Origin of the sequence: Pseudomonas putida W15Oct28 (genome assembly GCF_000708715.2) — a bacterium.
Lineage (GTDB): Bacteria > Pseudomonadota > Gammaproteobacteria > Pseudomonadales > Pseudomonadaceae > Aquipseudomonas > Aquipseudomonas putida_R.
In genome coordinates this window covers 65,560-85,912 of sequence record NZ_JENB01000019.1, presented here as the reverse complement: position 1 = coordinate 85,912, position 20,353 = coordinate 65,560, and the positions used below count along the sequence as shown (strand labels likewise).

The 20,353-nt window shown below is 63.8% G+C and carries 16 protein-coding genes, 2 pseudogenes and 1 riboswitch; of the genes and pseudogenes, 13 read left to right on the top strand and 5 right to left on the bottom strand.

The genetic code is table 11. The features are described from left to right. Window positions 1-33: 33 nt before the first annotated feature. The 10 genes from AK81_RS15370 (at window position 34) to AK81_RS15325 (ending at window position 12,224) form a co-directional block, all read left to right on the top strand. The gene (locus AK81_RS15370; protein ID WP_043200178.1) at window positions 34-1,368 is read left to right on the top strand and encodes an LLM class flavin-dependent oxidoreductase; all 1,335 of its coding nucleotides are present in this window, start codon (window positions 34-36) and stop codon (window positions 1,366-1,368) included. A gap of 26 nt (window positions 1,369-1,394) precedes the next feature. Beyond that, window positions 1,395-2,495 carry an LLM class flavin-dependent oxidoreductase gene (locus tag AK81_RS15365; protein WP_043200176.1) on the top strand — a complete coding sequence of 367 codons (1,101 nt, stop codon included), beginning with the start codon at window positions 1,395-1,397 and terminating at the stop codon, window positions 2,493-2,495. A 252-nt stretch (window positions 2,496-2,747) separates the two neighbouring features. After that, entirely contained in the window at window positions 2,748-5,222 is a 2,475-nt protein-coding gene (locus AK81_RS15360) for a TonB-dependent receptor plug domain-containing protein (RefSeq protein WP_154100793.1), read from the top strand. Window positions 5,223-5,417: 195 nt separating this feature from the next. Further along, window positions 5,418-5,641, top strand: a riboswitch (cobalamin riboswitch). Window positions 5,642-5,735: 94 nt separating this feature from the next. Then, complete coding sequence (locus AK81_RS15355) at window positions 5,736-5,924, top strand: CbtB domain-containing protein (RefSeq protein ID WP_016499882.1); 189 nt, start codon at window positions 5,736-5,738, stop codon at window positions 5,922-5,924. Between the two features lie 9 nt (window positions 5,925-5,933). Continuing rightward, on the top strand, window positions 5,934-6,620 hold the full coding sequence (locus AK81_RS15350; protein ID WP_043200172.1) for a CbtA family protein: 687 nt from the start codon (window positions 5,934-5,936) through the stop codon (window positions 6,618-6,620). Beyond that, on the top strand, window positions 6,620-7,009 hold the full coding sequence (locus tag AK81_RS15345) for a cobalamin biosynthesis protein (protein WP_043200170.1): 390 nt from the start codon (window positions 6,620-6,622) through the stop codon (window positions 7,007-7,009). Before AK81_RS15350 ends, AK81_RS15345 begins: the two co-directional genes overlap by 1 nt. Window positions 7,010-7,042: 33 nt before the next feature. Then, window positions 7,043-7,795 (top strand): precorrin-4 C(11)-methyltransferase, encoded by a 753-nt coding sequence (gene cobM, locus AK81_RS15340; RefSeq protein WP_043200168.1) that lies wholly within the window; start codon window positions 7,043-7,045, stop codon window positions 7,793-7,795. A 66-nt stretch (window positions 7,796-7,861) separates the two neighbouring features. Next, a complete protein-coding gene (locus AK81_RS15335; RefSeq protein ID WP_043200166.1) occupies window positions 7,862-8,104 on the top strand; it encodes a DUF1272 domain-containing protein in 243 nt (80 codons plus the stop codon). Window positions 8,105-8,326: 222 nt separating this feature from the next. Then, on the top strand, window positions 8,327-8,941 hold the full coding sequence (locus AK81_RS15330; protein ID WP_043200164.1) for a response regulator transcription factor: 615 nt from the start codon (window positions 8,327-8,329) through the stop codon (window positions 8,939-8,941). 13 nt (window positions 8,942-8,954) lie between these two features. Then, window positions 8,955-12,224 (top strand): transporter substrate-binding domain-containing protein, encoded by a 3,270-nt coding sequence (locus AK81_RS15325; RefSeq protein WP_043200161.1) that lies wholly within the window; start codon window positions 8,955-8,957, stop codon window positions 12,222-12,224. Here the strand turns inward: AK81_RS15325 and AK81_RS30800 are convergent. The 3 genes and pseudogenes from AK81_RS30800 to AK81_RS15315 form a co-directional block, all read right to left on the bottom strand. Further along, a pseudogene (locus AK81_RS30800) lies at window positions 12,199-12,630 on the bottom strand (methyl-accepting chemotaxis protein); the annotation flags it as partial. The gene AK81_RS15325 and the pseudogene AK81_RS30800 overlap by 26 nt on opposite strands. Window positions 12,631-12,735: 105 nt before the next feature. After that, a pseudogene (locus tag AK81_RS30795) lies at window positions 12,736-13,518 on the bottom strand (PAS domain-containing protein); the annotation flags it as partial. 129 nt (window positions 13,519-13,647) lie between these two features. After that, the gene (locus AK81_RS15315) at window positions 13,648-14,667 is read right to left on the bottom strand and encodes a LacI family DNA-binding transcriptional regulator (protein WP_043200157.1); all 1,020 of its coding nucleotides are present in this window, start codon (window positions 14,665-14,667) and stop codon (window positions 13,648-13,650) included. Window positions 14,668-14,874: 207 nt separating this feature from the next. Here AK81_RS15315 and AK81_RS15310 point away from each other — a divergent pair, with 207 nt between their 5' ends. The 3 genes from AK81_RS15310 (at window position 14,875) to AK81_RS15300 (ending at window position 17,265) form a co-directional block, all read left to right on the top strand. After that, entirely contained in the window at window positions 14,875-15,414 is a 540-nt protein-coding gene (locus AK81_RS15310) for a gluconokinase (protein WP_043200155.1), read from the top strand. A gap of 111 nt (window positions 15,415-15,525) precedes the next feature. After that, entirely contained in the window at window positions 15,526-16,878 is a 1,353-nt protein-coding gene (locus AK81_RS15305; protein WP_016499892.1) for a GntP family permease, read from the top strand. Between the two features lie 84 nt (window positions 16,879-16,962). Further along, window positions 16,963-17,265, top strand: a complete 303-nt coding sequence (locus AK81_RS15300; protein WP_043200153.1) for a hypothetical protein — start codon at window positions 16,963-16,965, stop codon at window positions 17,263-17,265. Window positions 17,266-17,313: 48 nt separating this feature from the next. Here AK81_RS15300 and AK81_RS15295 read toward each other — a convergent pair whose 3' ends face one another. Then, on the bottom strand, window positions 17,314-18,741 hold the full coding sequence (locus tag AK81_RS15295; RefSeq protein WP_043200152.1) for a sigma-54-dependent transcriptional regulator: 1,428 nt from the start codon (window positions 18,739-18,741) through the stop codon (window positions 17,314-17,316). Continuing rightward, entirely contained in the window at window positions 18,710-20,203 is a 1,494-nt protein-coding gene (locus tag AK81_RS15290; protein WP_043200231.1) for a sensor histidine kinase, read from the bottom strand. Before AK81_RS15290 ends, AK81_RS15295 begins: the two co-directional genes overlap by 32 nt. Window positions 20,204-20,353 lie beyond the last annotated feature (150 nt).

The window sequence follows — 20,353 nt, the reverse complement described above, 5'->3', positions numbered from 1 at the left end:
ATTCCATTTGCAACACAACCCACAGGTATTCCGATGAGCAAACGACAGATCCGCCTGGGCGCCATGATCCATGGCGTCGGCCACGGCTGGGGCGAATGGCGCCACCCGCACGCGCTGGCCGATGCCAGTGTCAATTTCGGCTTCTACAAACAGCAGGCCAAGCTGGCCGAAGCGGCAAAGTTCGACTTCGCCTTCATCGCCGACAGCCTGCACATCCACGCCCGCTCCAGTCCGCACTACCTCAACCGTTTCGAGCCGCTGACCATCCTTTCGGCGCTGGCGGCGGTCACCGAACACATCGGCCTGGTGGCCACCGTCACGGTCAGCTACACCGAGCCGTTCCAGGTAGCTCGCCAGTTCGCCTCGCTGGACCTGATCAGCGGTGGGCGCGCAGGCTGGAACGTGGTGACCTCCTGGCTTTCCGGCACCGCTGACAACTTCGGCAAGGCTGAACACCCGCCGCATGCCGTGCGTTACCGCATTGCCCGTGAGCACGTGGATGTGGTCAAAGGGCTGTGGGACTCGTGGGAGGACGACGCCTTTACCCGCGACAAGCAAAGCGGGCAGTTCTTCGACCCGGCCAAACTGCACACCCTCGGCCACCAGGGTGAGTACTTCAAAGTAAAGGGCCCGCTCAACATCCAGCGTTCGCCCCAGGGCCAGCCGCTGATCTTCCAGGCTGGGGTGTCCGAGGACGGCCGCAACTTTGCTGCGCAGAACGCCGACGCCATCTTTGTCAGCCCGGAATCGTTCGACGACGCCCACGCCTATTACCAGGACCTCAAACAGCGTGCCACGCGCCATGGCCGCGACCCCGACGAACTGTTCATCCTGCCCGGCATCCGCCCCATCGTCGGCCGCAACGCCCAGGAGGTCGAGCAGCGCTACCAGCAGGCCGTCGACCTGGTGAGCATCGAGGATGCCCTGGTTGCCCTGGGTCGCCCCTTCAACGACTACGACTTCAGCCAGCATGACCTGGACGCGCCCTTCCCCGACCTGGGCACCCTGGGCAACGACAGCCACAAGGGCACCTCGGACCAGCTCAAGCAACTGGCCCGTGATGAGGGCCTGAGCCTGCGTGAACTGGCACTGCGCTTCTCGCGCCCACGCAGAGACTTCGTCGGCACCCCGGAGCAGGTTGCCGATGCCTTGCAGCACTGGTTCGAAAACGACGCTGCGGACGGTTTCATCATCAACTCGTTGCTACCGGACGGCCTGCAGTACTTCACCGATCACGTGGTGCCGCTGCTGCAAGCCCGTGGCCTGGTGCGCAGTGAGTACACCGGTAAAACCCTGCGCGACAATTTCGGCCTCAACGTGCCAGAAAACCGCAACACCCTGCGCCGCAACCAGGCAGCGGTTGCCTGAGCCCACCCAGACAAGGAGTTTGTTTCATGAGCCTCGAATTCATCGGCCTCATCGGCCCGCAGGAAAGCAGCGAATCCCAGGCGCCACGTGGCCCGCTGGTTGATCTGGAGTTCATCAAGGCCTTCTCCCAGGCCCAGGAATATGGCGGCTTCGACAAAGCATTGCTGGCAGTCAACACCAGTGCGCCGGACTCGATGATCCTGGCCAGCTACGTGGCAGCGCTTACCGAGCGCATCGGCCTGCTGGTCGCCCACCGCCCGGGCTTCCAGGCGCCAACTTTCGCTGCCCGCCAGTTCGCCACCCTTGACCAGCTGAGCCGGGGCCGGGCGTCGATCAATGTCATCACCGGCGGCGACAGCGGCGACCTGCAGCGCGATGGCGACTTCCTCGACAAGGATGCCCGTTATGCCCGCACCGATGAATACCTGCAGGTGCTGCGCAACACCTGGACCCGCCAGGAGCCCTTCGATCACCAGGGCACTCACTACCGTGTCGAAGACAACCTGACCTTGGTCAAACCGGTGCAGCATTTGCCAATCTACTTCTCCGGCGCGTCAGACGCTGCAGTCGAAGTGGCCGCCAAGCACGCCGACGTCTACATGATGTGGGGCGAACCGCTGGAGCAGGTACGCGAGCGCATCGCCAAGGTGCGCAAGGCTGCCGCCCGCTACGGGCGCGAGAAGCACATCCGCTTCAGCCTGTCGTTGCGGCCGATCCTGGGCGGCACCGAGGCCGAAGCCTGGGCCCGCGCCGAACGTATTCTGGCCGATGCCCAGGAGCGCATCGGCATCCGCCAGGGCAACCGCCGCGAGAAAAACTTTGGCAAGAGCAACGCCGGCTCCGAACGCCTGGTGCAGCTGGCCAGCCAGCGCAAGGTGCATGACACCCGGCTGTGGACCGAGATTGCAGCGCTGGGTGGCGGTGCAGGTAACTCCACCTCGTTGGTAGGGACTGCGGACCAAGTCGCCGAGGCGGCGCTGGCGTACTACGAACTGGGGGTGACCACCTTCCTGTTCCGCGGTTTTGACCAGCTGCGCGATGCGGTGGAATACGGGCAGGACCTGATCCCGCGGATTCGTGCGTTGGTTGAACAGCGTGAGACTGGGCGCAGCGCTCGCACGGCCTGAATCTCCTTCGCCTTAACGGGCCTCTTCGCGGGCTCGCCCGCTCCCACAAGTATTTCACTGGATCTGAAAACGCGGGCATACCTGATGCCACAGGTATGCCCCTGAATCTGAAGGCATTGATATTCCTGTGGGAGCGGGCTTGCCCGCGAAGAGGCCGGTGCAGGCAAAAACACTTTCCCATACCCCTCACGCCAGCCCTGCCCGGGCCTGGCGCCTATTCGCCTGCGTGCTCCACCGTATTCCGAGGACATGATGTCTAGAACACCGCTTTTCGCCCTGCCCCTGGCCTGCCTGCTCACCCCGCTGGCCGACGCCGCTCCAACCACCGAAGAACAACGCCTGGACACCGTCACGGTGATCTCCACCGGCCTGCGCGGCAACCAGCGCACCGTCGCCGACAGCCCGGCGCCCATCGACGTGATCAGCAGCGAGCAGCTTTTGCGTACCGGCCGCGCCGAGCTGTCCGAGGCCATTTCCAAACTGCTGCCCTCGTTCAACTTCGGCACCAACATCGCCGGCTTCCAGTCTGGCGTGCGGCCACTGAGCAACCGCAGCCTGGGCCCGGCCTACACCCTGGTGCTGGTCAATGGAAAACGCCGCCACAACAGCGCCGTGCCGGCCAGCGGCTCGACCGACAACAGCGGTGCCAACGCCGTGGATATCGACATGATCCCGGTCAGTGCGGTGTCGCACATCGAGGTCCTGAAAGACAGTGCCGCCGCCCAGTACGGCTCGGATGCGGTGGCCGGGGTGATCAACATCATCCTCAAGAGCGCCAGCAGCGGCGGCCACTACGAAAGCAGTTACGGCCAGCTGTACAGCGGCCAGGGCGAAACCATCAAGCTGGCGGGCGACCAGGGCTTCAGCCTGGGGGACGGCGGTTTCCTGCACCTGTCGGGCGAGGCACGCAAGCGCGGCACCGCCAACTGGATCGACAAGGCCGCCCCCGATTACCGCGCCTACTTCGAAGACGACCGCCAGGCCGCCTGGGACCACCGGGCGGTGAAGAACGGCGACCCTGACCTGCGCGCCTTCAACCTCGGTTACAACGCCGAGTTGCCCATCAGCGACGACCTGAAACTGTATTCGTTCGCCACCTATGCCGAGCGCAAGCTCGAGGCCTTCAACAACTACCGCCTGCCCAACAGCAACGCCTCGATCCCCGAGTTGTTCCCCGACGGCTACTTCCCGCTCAACAATATCAAGGACACCGACTACCAGTGGCTGCTCGGCGCCCGAGGCGCCGCCGGTGCCTGGGACTGGGACCTGTCCACCACCTACGGGCGCAACAAGAACCAGCAGTCCAGTGACCTGACCATCAACCCCACCTACGGCCCGGCCTCGCCAACCTCGTTCGATGACCTGGCAACCTTGCAGTTCGACCAGTGGGTGAACAACCTGGACATCACCCGCGCCTTCGACGGCCTGTTCGGCCTGGCGGTACCCACCCGCGTCTCGGCCGGCCTGGAGCACCGCTGGGAGCGCTTCCGGACCTTTGCCGGCGACCCCATCGCCTACAGCGTCGGGCCCTACACCTACCCGGCCACCCTGGCCGACGGGCGCCCCAACCCGCTGTATGCGCTGGCAAACGGCCAGACCGCCGTGGGCGCCCAGGCTGCGCTGACCATCCGCCCGGAAGACGAGGCCGATGTGAAGCGCAACAACTATGCCGCCTACATCGACCTCGGCCTGGACCTGAGCCCGCGCTGGTACCTGGGCGCCGCCGCGCGCGTCGAACACTACGACGACGACTCGGGCAACACCGCCAGTTTCAAGCTCAATTCACGCTATGAACTGAGCGAAACCGTGGCGGTACGCGGCACCCTGGGCAGCGGTTTCCGCGCACCATCGCTGACCCAGAGCGGCTACACGGTCAGCGACAACCGCACCGCCCTGGACGCCGACGGCAATGTGGTGCCGGCCTTGCGCCGCACCGTGGCGCCCGGCAGTGCCGCCGCGCTGGCATTCGGCGGCGACAAGCTCGACCCGGAGAAATCGCGCAACGCCGGCCTTGGCCTGACCTGGCAACCGGCCCGCCGCACCAGCGTTACCCTGGACACCTACCTGATCGACATCGACGACCGCATCCTGCTGACCGAAAACCTCTACGACCGGCAGAACGGTGCCGGTGCCATTGGCGACATCCTCGAATCCCTGGGCCTGGCACGCACCACCTGGATCAACTATTACACCAACGCCTTCGACACCCGCACCCGCGGCCTCGACCTGGTGGGTGACCACACCAGCGAGTTCGGTGCCTGGGGCGATGTGCGCTGGACCTTGGGCTTCAACTGGAACAAGACCACCGTGCGCGGCACCCGGGGTACGCCCGCAGCGCTGGCCGCTGCCGGTATCGACGTGGTCGGCCATGGCCGCGAAGGCGACCTGGTGGCAGCCTCGCCGAAAACCAAGTGGGTACTGGGCAGCCAGTGGTTGCTGGGCAACTTCACCGGCACCTTGCAGACCACCCGCTACGGCAAGGTCGAGACCTGGCAGCAGAACCAGGCCCAGGACCGCACCTTCGGCGCCAAGTGGATCACCGACCTCGACCTGTCCTACCTGCTGTTCGACAGCCTGACCGTCAGTGTGGGTGGCACCAACATCTTCAATGTGCGGCCCGACAAGAACGGCGTGTACAACGCCAACGGCAATCAGGCGGCGTACGGCAACCCGCCGTTTCACCCGGGTGGCGGCTATTGGTACACCAAGCTGGCCTATGACTTCTGAAAACATCCTTTGGGTTTAGCGGGTACCTCTGTGGGAGCGGGCATGCCCGCGAAGCAGGCTGTGCGGTGGATGGCACGGGCTTCGCCCGTGTTCGCGGGCACGCCCGCTCCCACAATGATCGTGCAAACTTTCAGACCCTGAGCAAGGCCGTTACACCCACATATGGCAATTGACGCAAAGCCCGCCCCATGGTCTCCTTATGCCTCACGTTCAGGTGCCCCCACAGGGGGTGAAACGGGAAACCGGTGCGTCGCAGGCCCTCCAGCAGGGCCGGACAAGACCGGTGCTGCCCCCGCAACGGTAAGCGAGTGAAGTGTCTGTACCACTGTGCCTTGTAGTCCGGCATGGGAAGGTGACGCTTTCCAGGAGCCCTGCTCCTCCTCGCAAGCCCGGAGACCGGCCTGACGTTCATGAACACCCCGCGGTGGGCGGGCGCTGTTGCATTCCCCTGGGCGGCCACGCATCGGGGATGCCGCGCTTGCCCGTTGCCCACAAAAAGCAGAGGAACGCGTCATGCCCGTCACCAGCACCAAGCAACACAGCCTTGCCACCCCCGTCACCCTCAGCCAGCGCGTCGTCATCGCCGTCGGCGCCAGCCTGCTGGGCCTGTGCCTGGTGTACTTTGCCGGCTTTTCGCACATCGAGGCCGTGCACAACGCTGCCCACGATACACGCCACAGCGCCGCCTTCCCCTGCCACTGAGTACGCCAGATGATCACGCGCATTGCCCGTACCGCGGGCTTCAGCGGGCTGCTTGCTGCCCTGCTGCTGACCCTGCTGCAAAGCTTTTGGGTCGCCCCGCTGATTCTTGAGGCGGAAACCTACGAATCCTCGGCCCCGGCCGCACAGCACGAGCATGGTGGCGAAGTGGCCGCCCATGAGCACAGTGCCGAAGCCTGGTCGCCGGAAGACGGCTGGCAGCGGGTGCTGTCCACCACCGGGGGCAACCTGGTGGTCGCAGTCGGCTTCGCCCTGATTCTCGCCGCCCTGTACAGCCTGCGCGAACCTCAGCGGGCCGGCACCGGTGCGTTGTGGGGCCTGGCCGGTTTTGCCGTGTTCTGCCTGGCCCCGACGTTGGGGTTGCCGCCGGAGCTGCCCGGCACTGCCGCCGCCGACCTGGGGCAACGCCAGGCCTGGTGGATTGGCACGGCCAGCGCCACCGCCCTTGGCCTGGCCTTGCTGGTGTTCGCCCGCCACTGGCTGCTGAAGGCGCTGGGCGCCGTGCTGCTGGTAATCCCCCATGTGATCGGCGCTCCACAGCCCGAAGTCCATGAAAGCCTGGCCCCCGAAGCACTGGAAACCCAGTTCAAGGTGGCCTCCTGGCTGACCAACGCTGCCTTCTGGGTAGCCTTGGGCCTGCTCAGTGCATGGCTGTTCCGCCGCTCCAGCAAGGCCTGATGGCGGCGTTCTACGCAGGTTTTGGCTGCCGCCGGGGTTGCCCGGCGGATACCCTGCAAACCCTGCTGCTCCAAGCCCTGGCTAGCCAGGGCCTGGCGCTTGCCGACCTGCGCGGCATTGCCAGCATCAGCCTCAAGGCCGACGAAGCCGGCTTGCAGCAACTGGCCGAACGCCTTGGCTTGCCCTTGGTGCTGTACCATAGCGCGCAACTGCAAGCCTTTGAGCCGCTGCTCAGCCATCGCTCTGCCACAGCCCATGCCCACAGCGGCTGCTGGGGCGTGGCCGAAAGCGCGGCGCTGGCCCTGGCCAGCCAGCGGCCCGGCAGCACTGCCCGGTTGCTGCTGACGCGCCAGGTACTGGGCCCGGCGACCCTCGCCCTGGCCTGCTGAACAATTCGCTCCTCTTTCCTGCAAGGACTTTCCATGACGGTGTACTTCATCGGTGCCGGCCCCGGCGACCCGGAACTGATCACGGTCAAGGGCCAACGGCTGATCCGCCAGTGCCCGGTGATCATCTATGCCGGCTCACTGGTACCGGCTGCCGTGCTCGAAGGCCACCAGGCCGAGACCGTGATCAACAGTGCCGAGCTGCACCTGGAACAGATCATCGCCGCCATGCGCAGCGCGCACGAACAAGGCCAGGACGTGGCCCGGGTACATAGCGGCGACCCCAGCCTGTACGGCGCCATCGGTGAGCAGATCCGCCACCTGCAAGCGCTGGGCATCGATTACCAGATCATCCCGGGCGTCACCGCCACGGCGGCCAGCGCTGCCCTGCTCGGCTGCGAGCTGACCCTGCCACAGGTAGCGCAGACGGTGATCCTCACCCGCTATGGCGACAGTTCGCCAATGCCACCCGGCGAGCAACTGGGCGACCTGGCGCGCCATGGCAGCACCTTGGCGATTCACCTGGGGGTCAAGCACCTGTCGCGGATCGTCGAAGAACTGCTGCCGCACTACGGTGCGCACTGCCCGGTGGCGGTGGTACATCGTGCCACCTGGCCAGACCAGGACTGGGTGCGCGGCACCCTTGGCGATATCGTCGAACGCGTCGCGGCCAAGGATTTTCGCCGCACGGCACTGATCCTGGTAGGCCACGTGCTAGGGGATACGCCATTCGCCGAGTCGGCCTTGTACCGTGCCGGGCACGCCCACTTGTACCGTCCTGGCGACTGAGCATTGCCAGCATTGCCACGGGCGTAGCAGACTCCAGGTTCCCGCCTGCGAACAGGAGTCACGCCCATGCTGGAATTACGCCCCAACTGCGAGTGCTGCGATACCGACCTGCCGGGCGACAGCCCTGATGCGCTGATCTGCTCCTTCGAATGCACCTTCTGCCGCGCCTGCGCCGACACCCGCCTACAGCGCCGCTGCCCTAACTGTGCCGGCCAGCTGGTGGCCCGCCCAACCCGGGTCGGCCAGGCGCTGGTCAATAACCCCGCCTCCACCCAACGCGTGAACAAAGCGCACGCTGCCTGCGCCTGACTACACACCTAAAACTAGGCATTGCCGCTTTGATAGGGTGATGTCTTTCCCATTACTTGTAGGATTTTTCGACAACAGCTACACGGATTATCAACACTTCTATACTCGGCATTACCAAACCTCGGGATTGGTCGTATCTTGCAGCGCTTCCGATTAACCCACTTGCAGACGTATTCCTGAGTGATCCAGGAAGCGGACCACATCTCGACAGGAGTTTTCCACATGACAACCGTGCTGATCGTCGATGACCACCCCATTGTCCGACTGTCCTTGCGCCTACTGCTTGAGCGTGAACGTTTTCATGTCGTTGGTGAGGTGGGTAACGGCAGCGAAGTGGCGCAGGTAGCCCGCGACCTGCGCCCGGACGTGGTGGTCCTTGACATTGGCCTGCCCGGCCTGGATGGCATGGAAGTGATAAAACGCCTGCAATGCCTGGAGCCGGTACCCAAGATCATGGTGCTGACCGGCCAGGCCACCGACTTGTACGTGCGGCGATGCCTGGATGCCGGCATCGGCGCTTTCGTCACCAAGGAAGAAGACCACGAAGCACTGCTGTTTGCCCTCAAGGCCCTGGTCAAAGGCTATTCGACCTTCCCGCAAATGTCGGTGAACAGCAACTCGCTGGAAAGCGAACCGGTGCGACTGGGAAGCCTGTCGAACCGTGAAATGGAGGTGCTGCGGCGCCTGGCACGCGGCGAGAACAACAAGAACATCGGTACCTGCATGAACCTTAGTGCCAAGACCATCAGCACCTACCGAGGCCGTATCATGGAAAAACTCAAGACCGAATCGCTGGTCGAGATGGTCGACCTGGCTAAACGCAACAGCGTCTACTGAGCGTTCGGCCGCCATGAAGCGCCTGCTGGCGTGCATGCTCCTGGCCATAGGCCTGGCCGGTACCAACCCGCTGCTGGCCAGCAGCGAACCTCGTCAACTGCTGGCGCGCTCAGTCAGCGCCGCAGCCCCGTTGCAACTGTCCAGCGAAGACCGGGAGTGGCTGCAGCGCCGCCAACACCTGGTGCTGGGCAGTTCGCGACCTGACTATCCGCCGTTCGAAATGAACGCCAGCCAACAGGATTACGAAGGGATTAGCGCAGACTACGCGGGCATCATCGCCGAGCAGCTGGGCATAAGCGTTGAGGTGCGGCGATTCGACAGCCGCCACGAGGCCATTGCTGCTTTGCGTGAGGGCAGTATCGACCTGCTGGGTAGCTCCAATGCCTTCGAGGCTGCAGACGCCCAGCTTAACCTGAGCACCCCGTATGCCGACGACCTGCCGGTCATCGTCACCCGCGAGGGAAGCAGCCTGAAGAACACACCCGACCTCGCCGGCCTGCGCCTGGCCATGGTCGATCACTACCTGCCGGCCAGCGCCGTACGCACCCTGTACCCCAAGGCGCAATTAAGCCTGTACCGTTCGACCCTTGCCGGGCTGGCCGCCGTCGATCTGGGCGAGGCCGATGCCTATCTGGGCGATGCCATCAGCACCGACTTCACGATTGGCAAGAGTTACCAGGGCAGCCTGAAAATCGACCACTTCTGCCAGGCCCCTCCTGGCGCTTTTGCCTTTGCCCTGGCCAGCGACAACCCTCGCTTGCATCGGTTGGTCGACAAGGCACTGGCCCGCATCACCGAAAGCGAGCGCCTGAACATCCTGCGCCGCTGGAGCAGTGGCAACACCAGCCTGCTGCTGCAGCGCCACCTCACCGCCTTGAGCAAAGAAGAAGAGGACTGGATCGCTGCCCACCCCACCATCGACGTATTGGTCAACACGTCGCTGGCGCCACTGACGTTCAACGACGCCGAACACCGCCCAAGCGGCATCACCCTTGCACTGCTTAAACAGATCTCGCTGCGCACCGGGCTGCAGTTCAGGCCGGTCGAAAGTGATTCGGCGCAGGCGATGGTCGAGCGCCTGGCCCGCGGCGATGCACACATGATCGGTGCACTGGGCTACGGGGCGGATCGCTCGAAACAATTGCGCTATACCCGCCCCTACCTGGTCAGCCCACGCGTACTGGTTACCCGTAGCGACAACACTAACCCCGCACACGCCAAGGCGCTGGATGGCCAGCGCATTGCCCTGGTACGCGGCTCGCCGCAGCGGGCGATGCTGCAACAGCGCTATCCGCAGGCCCGGCTGATCGAAGTGGACAACGCGCTCGGACTCATGGAGGCCGTGGCCGGCGGGGCTGCTGACGTTGCCCTTAGCAGCTACATCAATGCCGCCTACTACATCAGCCATGTATTCAAGGGCCGCTTGCGCATCGCCAGCGTGCTGGACGACGACCCGGCCATTGCCGCCTTCGCCGTGGCTGCGGACCAGCCGCAGCTACAGGCCATCCTCGACAAGGCGCTGCTCAGCATTCCGCCCGAAGAGCTGGACCAGCTGGTCAATCGCTGGCGGACCAGCACCTTGGTCAGCGACAGCCCCTGGCGCGACTACCGCACCCTGGCCTTGCAGGTACTGGTTTTGTCGGCGCTGCTGCTGGCGGGCGTGGTGTTCTGGAACAGCTACCTGCGCAAGCTGATCAACCAGCGCACCGAAGCCCAGCACGCGCTGCAAGCGCAGCTGGCCTTGAGCCGTGGCCTGCTCGAACAGCTGCGCCAGGCCAAGGACGACGCCGAACAGGCCAGCCAGACCAAAAGCACCTTCCTGGCCACCATGAGCCATGAAATCCGCACCCCGATGAATGCCGTGATCGGCCTGCTGGAGCTAGCCCTGGAAGACAGCCGCGGCGGGCGGTGCGACGCCCAGACCCTGCAGACTGCCCATGACTCGGCCATCGGCCTGCTTGAGCTGATAGGCGATATTCTGGACATTTCCCGCATCGAATCCGGGCACATTACCCTGCAACCGGTACCCACCAACCTGGTCGAACTGGTACGCGCCACTGTTCGGGTTTTCGAAGGCAACGCTCGGGCCAAAGGCTTGCATCTGCACGCAGAGCTGCCTGCCGAGCCGGTCTGGGTGCTGGCAGACCCGCTGCGGCTCAAGCAGATCCTGTCCAACCTGATCAGCAACGCCATCAAGTTCACCGACCGCGGCGAGGTACAGGCCAGTTTGCTGATGCCTTCAGCCGATGCCCACAGCAGCCTGCCAATCGAAATGTCTGTGCGCGACACCGGCATCGGCATCAGCCCCGTTGACCAGGCCCGGCTGTTCAACGCCTTCGTCCAGGCTGACGGCCCGCGGGCGCGCCAAGGGGCAGGCCTGGGATTGGTCATCAGCCGCACCTTTGCCGAACTGATGGGCGGCAGCTTGAGCCTGCAAAGCGTCGAAGGCGTCGGCACCAAAGTGCAAGTCAGCCTGCAATTGCCAGGCTGCCCAACACCGGCACCTGCGCAGCAACATACTCCCGCAGCCCAAGTCAGCAGCGGCCCGCTGAATATCCTGGTGGTCGACGACTACCCTGCCAACCTGATGCTGCTGGAGCGGCAACTGCACACCCTGGGCCATCACGTGACCCTGGCAGAAAACGGCCAGATCGCCCTGGAGCGCTGGCAGGCAGCGCGCTTCGACCTGGTAATCACCGATTGCAGCATGCCGGTCATGGACGGCCATGAACTCGCCCGTCGCATTCGCAGCCTTGAAGCCGAACGCGGTCTGCCCGCGTGCCAGATCCTCGGCGTGACCGCCAACGCCCAAGCCGAAGAGCGTGACCGTTGCCTGGCCAGTGGCATGGATGAATGCCTGTTCAAGCCGATCGGCCTGCGCACGCTGAAGGCTCACCTGCCCCAGGCCCGCAGCGCCCAACAGCCGCCAGTGCGCAGTAGCGGCTTAAACCTGGCTGAACTGCGCCACCTGACCCAGGACGACAAGCAACTGACGCAGCATCTGCTGGAACAGCTATCAATAAGCGTCGGCGAAGATCTGGCCACGTTACGCGCGCTGGCACCAGAGGCCTCCGATGAGGCCGTGCGCACCCTGGCTCACCGCATCAAGGGCGGTGCGAAGATGATCAGGGTGCGCGGCGTGGTCAAGGACTGCGAAGCCATCGAGAACGCTCAGGCGAGAGGCCTGCCAACGGTTGATCAACGTGAACAACTGCAAATCAGCCTGCAAGCCCTGCTGAACGAACTGAGCGACGCACTCAATGCAGTTGAAGCGTCGAGCTGATCTGGCTGATGGCATCCACCACGTGCCGTGAACCCTGCTGGATTTCCATGATCACCGTACCGGCCTCATTGGCCAGCGCAACCCCATGACCGGTGCGGGTCAAACTCGACTGCATGCTGGCCACGGCCAGCAGTGACAGGTCGTGGTTCTGCCGCACGACATCGACAATTTCCAAGGTTGCCTTGCTGGTCCGCGCAGCCAGGTTGCGGACCTCGTCGGCCACCACGGCAAAACCGCGCCCGTGATCACCGGCGCGAGCCGCCTCGATGGCCGCGTTCAGGGCCAACAGGTTGGTCTGGTCGGCAATGCCACGTATGGTCAGCACGATCTGCCCGATCACATCCGACTGCTTGCTCACGGCATCGATGCTGCGTGCAGCGTCGTTCAGCTCCTGGGATATCTGCTCGATCACCTGCACCGTCTGCTGCACCACCTCGGTACCCTTGCGCGCGCAGGCATCGGTCTGCATGGAGCTGGCATGGGCGGCGTCGGCGGCGGTTTGCTGGGTGCTGACCTGGCGGGTGATGTCACTGGCGAACTTCACCACTTTGCACAGGCGGCCCTTGCTGTCGAATATCGGGTTGTAGGAGGCCTCCAGATACACCATCTGGCCCTGCTTGTGGATGCGCTCGAAGCGGTGCGAATGGTACTCGCCGCGGTTGAGCGAGGCCCAGAACTCACGGTACTCGGCCGATTCGCGCTCTTGCGGCAGGCAAAACAACCCATGATGGCGGCCAACTACCTCGTCCAGGCGATAGCCCATGGTGTCGAGGAAGTTCTGGTTGGCCTTGATCACCCGGCCTTGCGGGGTGAACTCGATCACCGCCATGGAGCGGCCGATGGCCTTGAGCAGGCTCTCGCTTTCGTGCTCCTGCACGACCCGCTGACTGATGTCGGCTGCCACCTTGATCACGCTGGTAACCTGGCGCTGTTCGTCCAGCACCGGCATGTAGCTGGCCTCCAGCCAAACCTCGCGGCCGGCCTTGTCGAGGCGTTCGAACGTACCACTGATGGCCTTGCCCTGGCCCAGTTCACGCCACAGCTGCTGGTACTCGGCACTTTTCGCATAGCCCGGCTCGCAGAACAGCCGGTGGTGCTTGCCCCGCAGCTCGTCGGCGCTGTAGCCCATGGCCTGGCAGAAACGCTCGTTGGCATCGAGGATGGTGCCATCAGGGGCGAACTCGATCATCGCCATCGAACGGCTGATCGCCGCCAATTTGGCTTGCGTGCTGCTCAAGGCCTGGTGACTGCGCTGGATCTCAACCAAATCGGATTTGCGATGGAAATCGAACATGACGCCGGGCTCCTTTATGCGCGGTGTCCTGAGCATAGATCGCCGTTGGCGCCGTGCAAGCACAGTGCTATCACTTTAGGATTACTACATTGATGTGACAGAACGCTCCTGCACAGCTACGAGCTCTCGTTACGAACTCTCGCGCACCATCAGCTCAAAGCCCAGATCCTGCTGCGTATTCGCCACCCGCTTGCCATCGAGCAACGCCAGCAGCGCCTGCGCTGCGCCACGCCCAACGGCGGCCCGGGGCGTGCGAATCGAGGTCAGGCGCGGCACCATGTGTGCCGACGCCGGCAAGTCATTGAACCCCACCATGGCCACCTGGCGTGGCACTTCCACCCCTTGGCGCAATGCCTGCAGCACCGCCCCCTGGGCCAGGTCGTCGTTGCAAAAGAAGATACCGTCGACATCCGGCGCCTGCTGCAGCAACTGGCTGAACAGCACACTGCCCAAGGCAATCGACGAAGGCTCTGGTGCCAGCACCTCCAGCTCGGCCGCCTGCAAACCGGCCTCGGCCAACGCCTGGCGGAAACCTTCGGCCCGCTGCATCACCCGTGGGTCGAGCTGCGCAGCGATGAACGCCAGGCGTTTGCGCCCGCGTTCGATCAAGTGCCTGGCCGCGGCGCGCCCCGCCTGCTGCTGCGAAAAACCGACCGACAATGCCCCTGGCTCGCCATTGAGTTCCATCATGTGCACACACGGCACACCGCTGGCGGCCAGCATCTGCCGCGCCGCGTCGCTGCGCTCGAAACCGGTCAACAGCATGCCGCAGGGCTGGTAGGCCAGGTAATTGCGGATCAGGTTCTCTTCTTCGGCAAGGTCGTAGTGGTAGTTGCCGATCAGCACTTCGAGCCCACGCGGGCGCATGACCTCGTGAATGGCTTCCAACGTGTCGATGAACAATTGGTTGGACAACGACGGGATCAACACCACCACCGACTGGCTGCGGGCCGAGGCCAGGGCGCGGGCCGCCGGGTTGGCCACGTAGCCCAGGCTCGCCGCTGCAGCGACGACCTTTTCGACCAGTTCAGGCGCGACCGTGCTGACCCCGCGCAGGGCGCGCGAGGCGGTAATCGGGGAAACCCCGGAAAGTCTGGCAACTTCGGCCAGGGTGGGACGACCTGTAGTACGGGAGCCGGTGCGGGACATGGATGTTGTAATTTTACTACTTGCAAGGATAGGGAACGGCCACTAAGGTAGCGCTGTCTCAGGACGCAGGCAATGTAATCTTTGGCAGCAGCCAGCACGCGCTCGCTACCAAGCGTCCATACTGCGTAAGCACAAGACCAATAACACCGGGGAGGTGGCTGTTCGTCGGCGACGAGACAGCGCTATCTCACCCCGCAGGAGGTACTGATGAATTCTCCCCTGTCCGCCATCGTGGTGATGGGCGTGGCCGGTTGCGGCAAAAGCTGCATCGGCGCCGCCATCGCTGCCAGAAGCGGCGGCCGCCTGATCGAAGGCGACGCTTTCCACCCTGCCGAAAACATCCGCAAGATGAGCGATGGCATCCCGCTGGACGATAGCGACCGAGCCGGTTGGCTGGTGCGCCTTGGCCAGGAGTTGCAGGCCACCACCCAGGCTGGGGAGCGCCCGATCCTCACCTGCTCGGCACTCAAGCGCCGCTACCGCGACACCCTGCGTGAAGCCATGCCCGGCCTGGTGTTCGTGTTCCTCGAACTGTCGCCCGCCGAGGCGGAAAAACGCGTACTGGCCCGCCCCGGGCACTTCATGCCGGCCAGCCTCATCGACAGCCAGTTCGCTGCCCTGGAATCGCCACGTGGCGAACCACTCACGCTGCCGCTGGACGCCACCCAGCCCATCGAAGCGCTCGCCGAAGCGGTAGACCGCTGGCTAAAGCGCTGCGGTGAGCAGGGGCTGGCGCAAACCGCCTGACCCTGGCGGCTTTCCCGGCTCACCAAAGACAGCGCTACCTCGACCCGCAAACGCGGGCAAAGTTCCAAAGTGCTACGCCAAAAACAACGATAAGATCGAGGCCTTCAAACCATGTTCGGACTGGCTACTGATACCTTCCTGCTGCTCGACGCGCTGGTTACCATCGTCGGGCTGATCCTGCTGATCACCCACTTCAAAGTGCACCCCTTCGTCGCCCTCACCCTCGCGGCCGGCTTCCTTGGCCTGACCTCCGGCATGCCGGTGGCCAAGGTAATGAAGTCGTTCCAGGACGGCTTTGGCGGCGTGCTCGGCTTCGTCGGCATCGTGCTCGCCCTGGGTACCATGCTAGGCAAGCTGATGGCCGACTCTGGGGGTGCCGACCAGATCGCGCAAACCCTCATCCGCGCCTTCGGCAAGAAGAACGTGCATTGGGCCATGATGTTCGCCGCCTTCCTGGTGGGCATTCCGCTGTTCTTCGAGATCGGCTTCGTGCTGCTGATTCCGCTGGTATTCATCGTCGCGCGGCGCTCCGGGGTATCACTGGTCAAGATCGGCATTCCGCTGTTGGCCGGCCTGTCGGTGGTGCACGGCCTGGTGCCGCCACACCCGGGCCCACTGCTGGCGATCGGCATTTTCCACGCTGATATCGGCAAGACCATCTTCTACGGCCTGATCGTCGCACTGCCCACTGCGATCATCGCGGGCCCTCTGTTCGGTAACTTCATTTCCCGCTACATCCCGGGCAACCCGTCCCAGGAGCTGATGGACCAGATCGCCAAGGAGTCCGACCAGGGCAACCTGCCAAGCTTCAGCATCACCCTGATCACCGTGCTGCTACCCGTGGCGTTGATGTTGCTGAAAACCTTCGCCGACGTAGTGCTGCCGGCCGAGCACATCGTGCGCCAGTGGATGGACCTGATCGGCCACCCCATTACCGCCCTGCTCGCGGCCCTGCTGCTGGCCTTCTACACCTTTGGTTCGGCCCGCGGCTTCAACCGCCAGCAGATCATGAAGATGCTGGACCAGAGCCTGGCCCCCACGGCAGCCATCGTACTGATCGTGGGTGCCGGCGGCGGCTTCAAGCAGATGCTGGTGGACACCGGCGTGGGCAACGTGATCGGGCAGATGGCCGTGCAGGCCGAGATTTCGCCCATCATGCTGGCCTGGCTGGTGGCAGCGGTGATCCGCATCGCGACTGGCTCTGCCACGGTCGCTACCATTACCGGTGCAGGTATTGTTGCACCGGTAATCGAACTGGTACCGGGTGTGAACCGTGAGCTGCTGGTGCTGGCCACCGGTGCTGGCTCGTTGATCCTGTCGCATGTGAACGACGCCGGCTTCTGGCTGGTGAAGCAGTATTTCAACATGACCGTAGCGGAAACGTTCAAGACCTGGAGCATGATGGAAACCATCCTCTCGGTGGTTGGCATCATCTTCATCATGTTGTTGGCGCAGGTGGTGTAACCGTTTATCGGGGTAATGGCACCTTGATGCTTTGGGTAGGGCCGAAGGAAAGTATCAGACCTACCCGAAGCAAAGGAGCCTGCCATGCCCCGCTCAAGCATTCTGCTGATCGCCCTGCTCGCCTCGCCACTGGCCCTCGCGGCCGGCACCGGCCCCACCTACCCTGACGACCCGCACAACAACGCGCCGCAGCCGGGCGTGGACAGCACGCTCAACCCGATCGAGAAACCCATGCCGCGGGATACCGACCCGCGCATTCAAGGTAACGACCCAGAAAGCCCACCGGCGAAGCAGAATGACAACCGAGATTTGCCGGGGATGGGTGGCAGTGGTTCGGAGGGTACCGGCTCACAGGGAAATAGCGGCACGAGCACAGGTAACCCCTGAGTACGCACTCCCCGTAGGAGCGCCCCTGTGGGAGATGGCTTGCCGCAATTACCACTGGCGCTTGTCAGGCCGGGTCAGCCCCAGTTTCTCGATCCGGTAACGCAGCATGTCCCGCGACAAACCAAGCATCCGCGCGGACTTGGTCACGTTCCAGTCCGTGCGGTCCAGGGTCTTGCACACCAGGTCGCGCTCCATGTCCGGAAGGCTCGTGCCCGGCTCCGGCTCGTGCCGTGGCATTTCGAACATCGCTGGCGCCGGTTGCTGCACCAATGGCTCGTCAATCAAGGTCATGCACAGGTTCAACTGGTGCGACTGCACCACCTCATTCGGCGCCAGCAGCACGGTCTGCTCCAGCATATTGCGCAGTTCGCGCACATTGCCTGGCCAGCTGTAGCCCAGCATCAGGCTCTCGGCCTCGGCGGAAAACCGCAGGTTCGGCTTGCCATAACGCCGGCCATGGTGGGCCAGGAAATGCCTTGCCAGTAACAGGATGTCCTGGCCACGGGCATACAGGCGCGGCACCTTTATGGCGATTATGCGCAGGCGGAAGAACAGGTCCCGGCGAAACTTGCCCTGCTGCACCATCTGCTCCAGGTTGCAGTTGGTGGCACTGATCACGCGCAGGTCAACCTTGCGCTCCTTCACCGCGCCAATACGGCGGATGCTGCGATCTTCCAGCAGCTTGAGCAGCTTGGCCTGCAGCACCAGGTCCATCTCGCCGATTTCATCAAGGAACAACGTGCCGCCATCGGCGGCCTCCACCAGCCCCAAGCGTCGTTCCTTGGCATCGGTGAAGGCGCCCTTCTCGTGGCCGAACAGTTCGGCCTCCAGCAGGTTGGCCGGAATCGAGGCGCAGTTGAACTCGATGAACGGCCCTTTGGCACGAGAGCCGTCAAAATGCAGGGCGCGGGCCACCAGCTCCTTGCCGGTGCCGGTCTCGCCTTCGACCAGCACCGGTGGCAAGTCGTCGCTGGCCATGCGCCGCTCGGCATCGAGTACCTGGCGCAGGGTGTGCTTGAGGGTGAGCATCACCGGCGAATCGCCGATCAACGCCTGCAACCCGGACTTCTGCGCCTCGCGCTCCTGGTAGAACGACAGCGTGCGTTCCATGCGCTCGGCAGCCAGTGCCTTGTCCAGGGTCAATTTGAGCTCGGCAAGCACTACCGGCTTGGTCAGATAATGGAAGGCGCCCTCCTTCATCGCCTGCACGGCGTCTTCGACATTGCCGTAGCCGGTCATCATGATCACTTTCAGGCCCGGCACCTGCACCACCAGATTGCGCAGCAGGTCATGCCCGCTCATGCCTGGCAACGAGTTGTCGGTCAGCACCGCGTCGGGCTGGGCCCGCTTGATCTGCTCCAGCGCAAGCTCTGCGCTGTGGCACACGGTGACCTCAAAGCCCTTGAGGCTGAGGTAGGTGCGAATGTTGTCAGCGAGGATTTCATCATCCTCGACTACCAGGATGCTGTGCTCCATGGTCCCCTCCCGCTGCGATATTGAATGTAAGGCTGACGCGGGTTCCTTCCTCTTCGCGGCTGCTCAGGCTTACCGAGCCGCCAAAACGTTCCATGATGCGCTTGACCAGGGCCAGGCCTACACCGAGGCCACCCTGTTTGGTAGTAAAGAACGGCTTGAACACCATCCGCTCCTGCTGTTGGCTCATGCCTTTGCCGGTGTCGGTGAGTACAAACTCGGCACGTTGGCCGTCCTGTACATTGACCTGGGCAGTCAGCATGCCGCCCGCCGGCATGGCCTCCAGGGCATTGGAGAACAGGCTGTTGAGAATTTGCGTGAGCTGAAGCGGCTGGCTGGCCACCCACTGCTCATCAGGCCCTTCGAAATGAAAGCGCACACCGTTGCGCTCGATCTGCTGGACGAACGCCAGGTGGGTGTCCTCGATGGCCGCCACCAGGTCCACCGCCTCGGCCTCGTCGCTGAGCGGGCGCAACGACACCAGCAGGTCGCGCACCCAGCGCGACATGCGGTCTACCTGGCTGATGATGTCGGTGATGTTCTTCTGCGCTGCGGGGTTGGCGATTTCCTGGGCCAGTTCGGCGCTGGAACGGATGTTGGCCAGCGGGTTGCGCAGGCTGTGCGCCACTGCAGACGACATCTCGCCCAGCGCCACGTAGGTTTCACTGGCCACCAGCCGGTCCTGTTGCAGGTGCAGCATCTGCGCCGCCCGGCGCACGATCCAGAACAGCCCGAAGTAGATCAGCGCCCCGCCCACCAAGGTCGAAGCCCAGATCAGCACGTAGCCGCGCTGGATGCGCCGTATCAGGTCTTGCGGCTCCTTGTAGATCTCCACCATGGCCATTACCTGTTCGCCCTGGCTGTCGAACAGCGGAATGTAGTTCTCGATGAACAGGTAGCGCGGCTCACGCAGAAACTTCTGTTCTTCGCGGTCATCCTCGGCCTTGTGGTAGCTGGCCGACACCGCCTTGCGCGAGCGGAAGGCGCGATCCAGATCGCCATCGGCTTCTATCCGTTTGCCGATCAGCTCGACGTTGGTGGACCAGACGATGGTGCGGTCACGCGCGTAGACATTGGCCAGCAAGGTATCAGGCAGGTGTTCGACATGGTCGAGAAATTCGACCCGGGTGGATTCGGCCAGCGCCGGGGTGAACTGCAGGTGCTGTTGGTCCAGGCGCGGGTCGAGCAGTTCGCCCATGGTGGTGCCCGGTGGCAATTGCGAATGGCGCACCTCGGCCTGGGCCATGGCCTGGATGAACTGCGCGGTAAGCATGGCATCACGCTGTACGCTATCGCGTACCACGAAGCGCGTGGACACATAACCCAACCCACCCGCCACCGCCGTGATGATCAACAGGCTGATGACCGAAAACCAGCGCAGCAGGTTGAACTCACGCAATGGCACGGCCAGACCGCTGGCAGTCGCACTGGCCTTGTCGCGAACTTCGTTTTCCAGCATCTGCATCGCGTGGTTCCCGCACAGGGCGTCCATTCAGAAATGCATCAAGGCCGACAACATCAGCAGCCAGTTGATAGCACCCCGCCTGGGCAGCCGTAGCTGCCATTTGTCGCGTGTTGCGCTCCACAGATCACTTAGCAAGAACTTGGCCAGCCA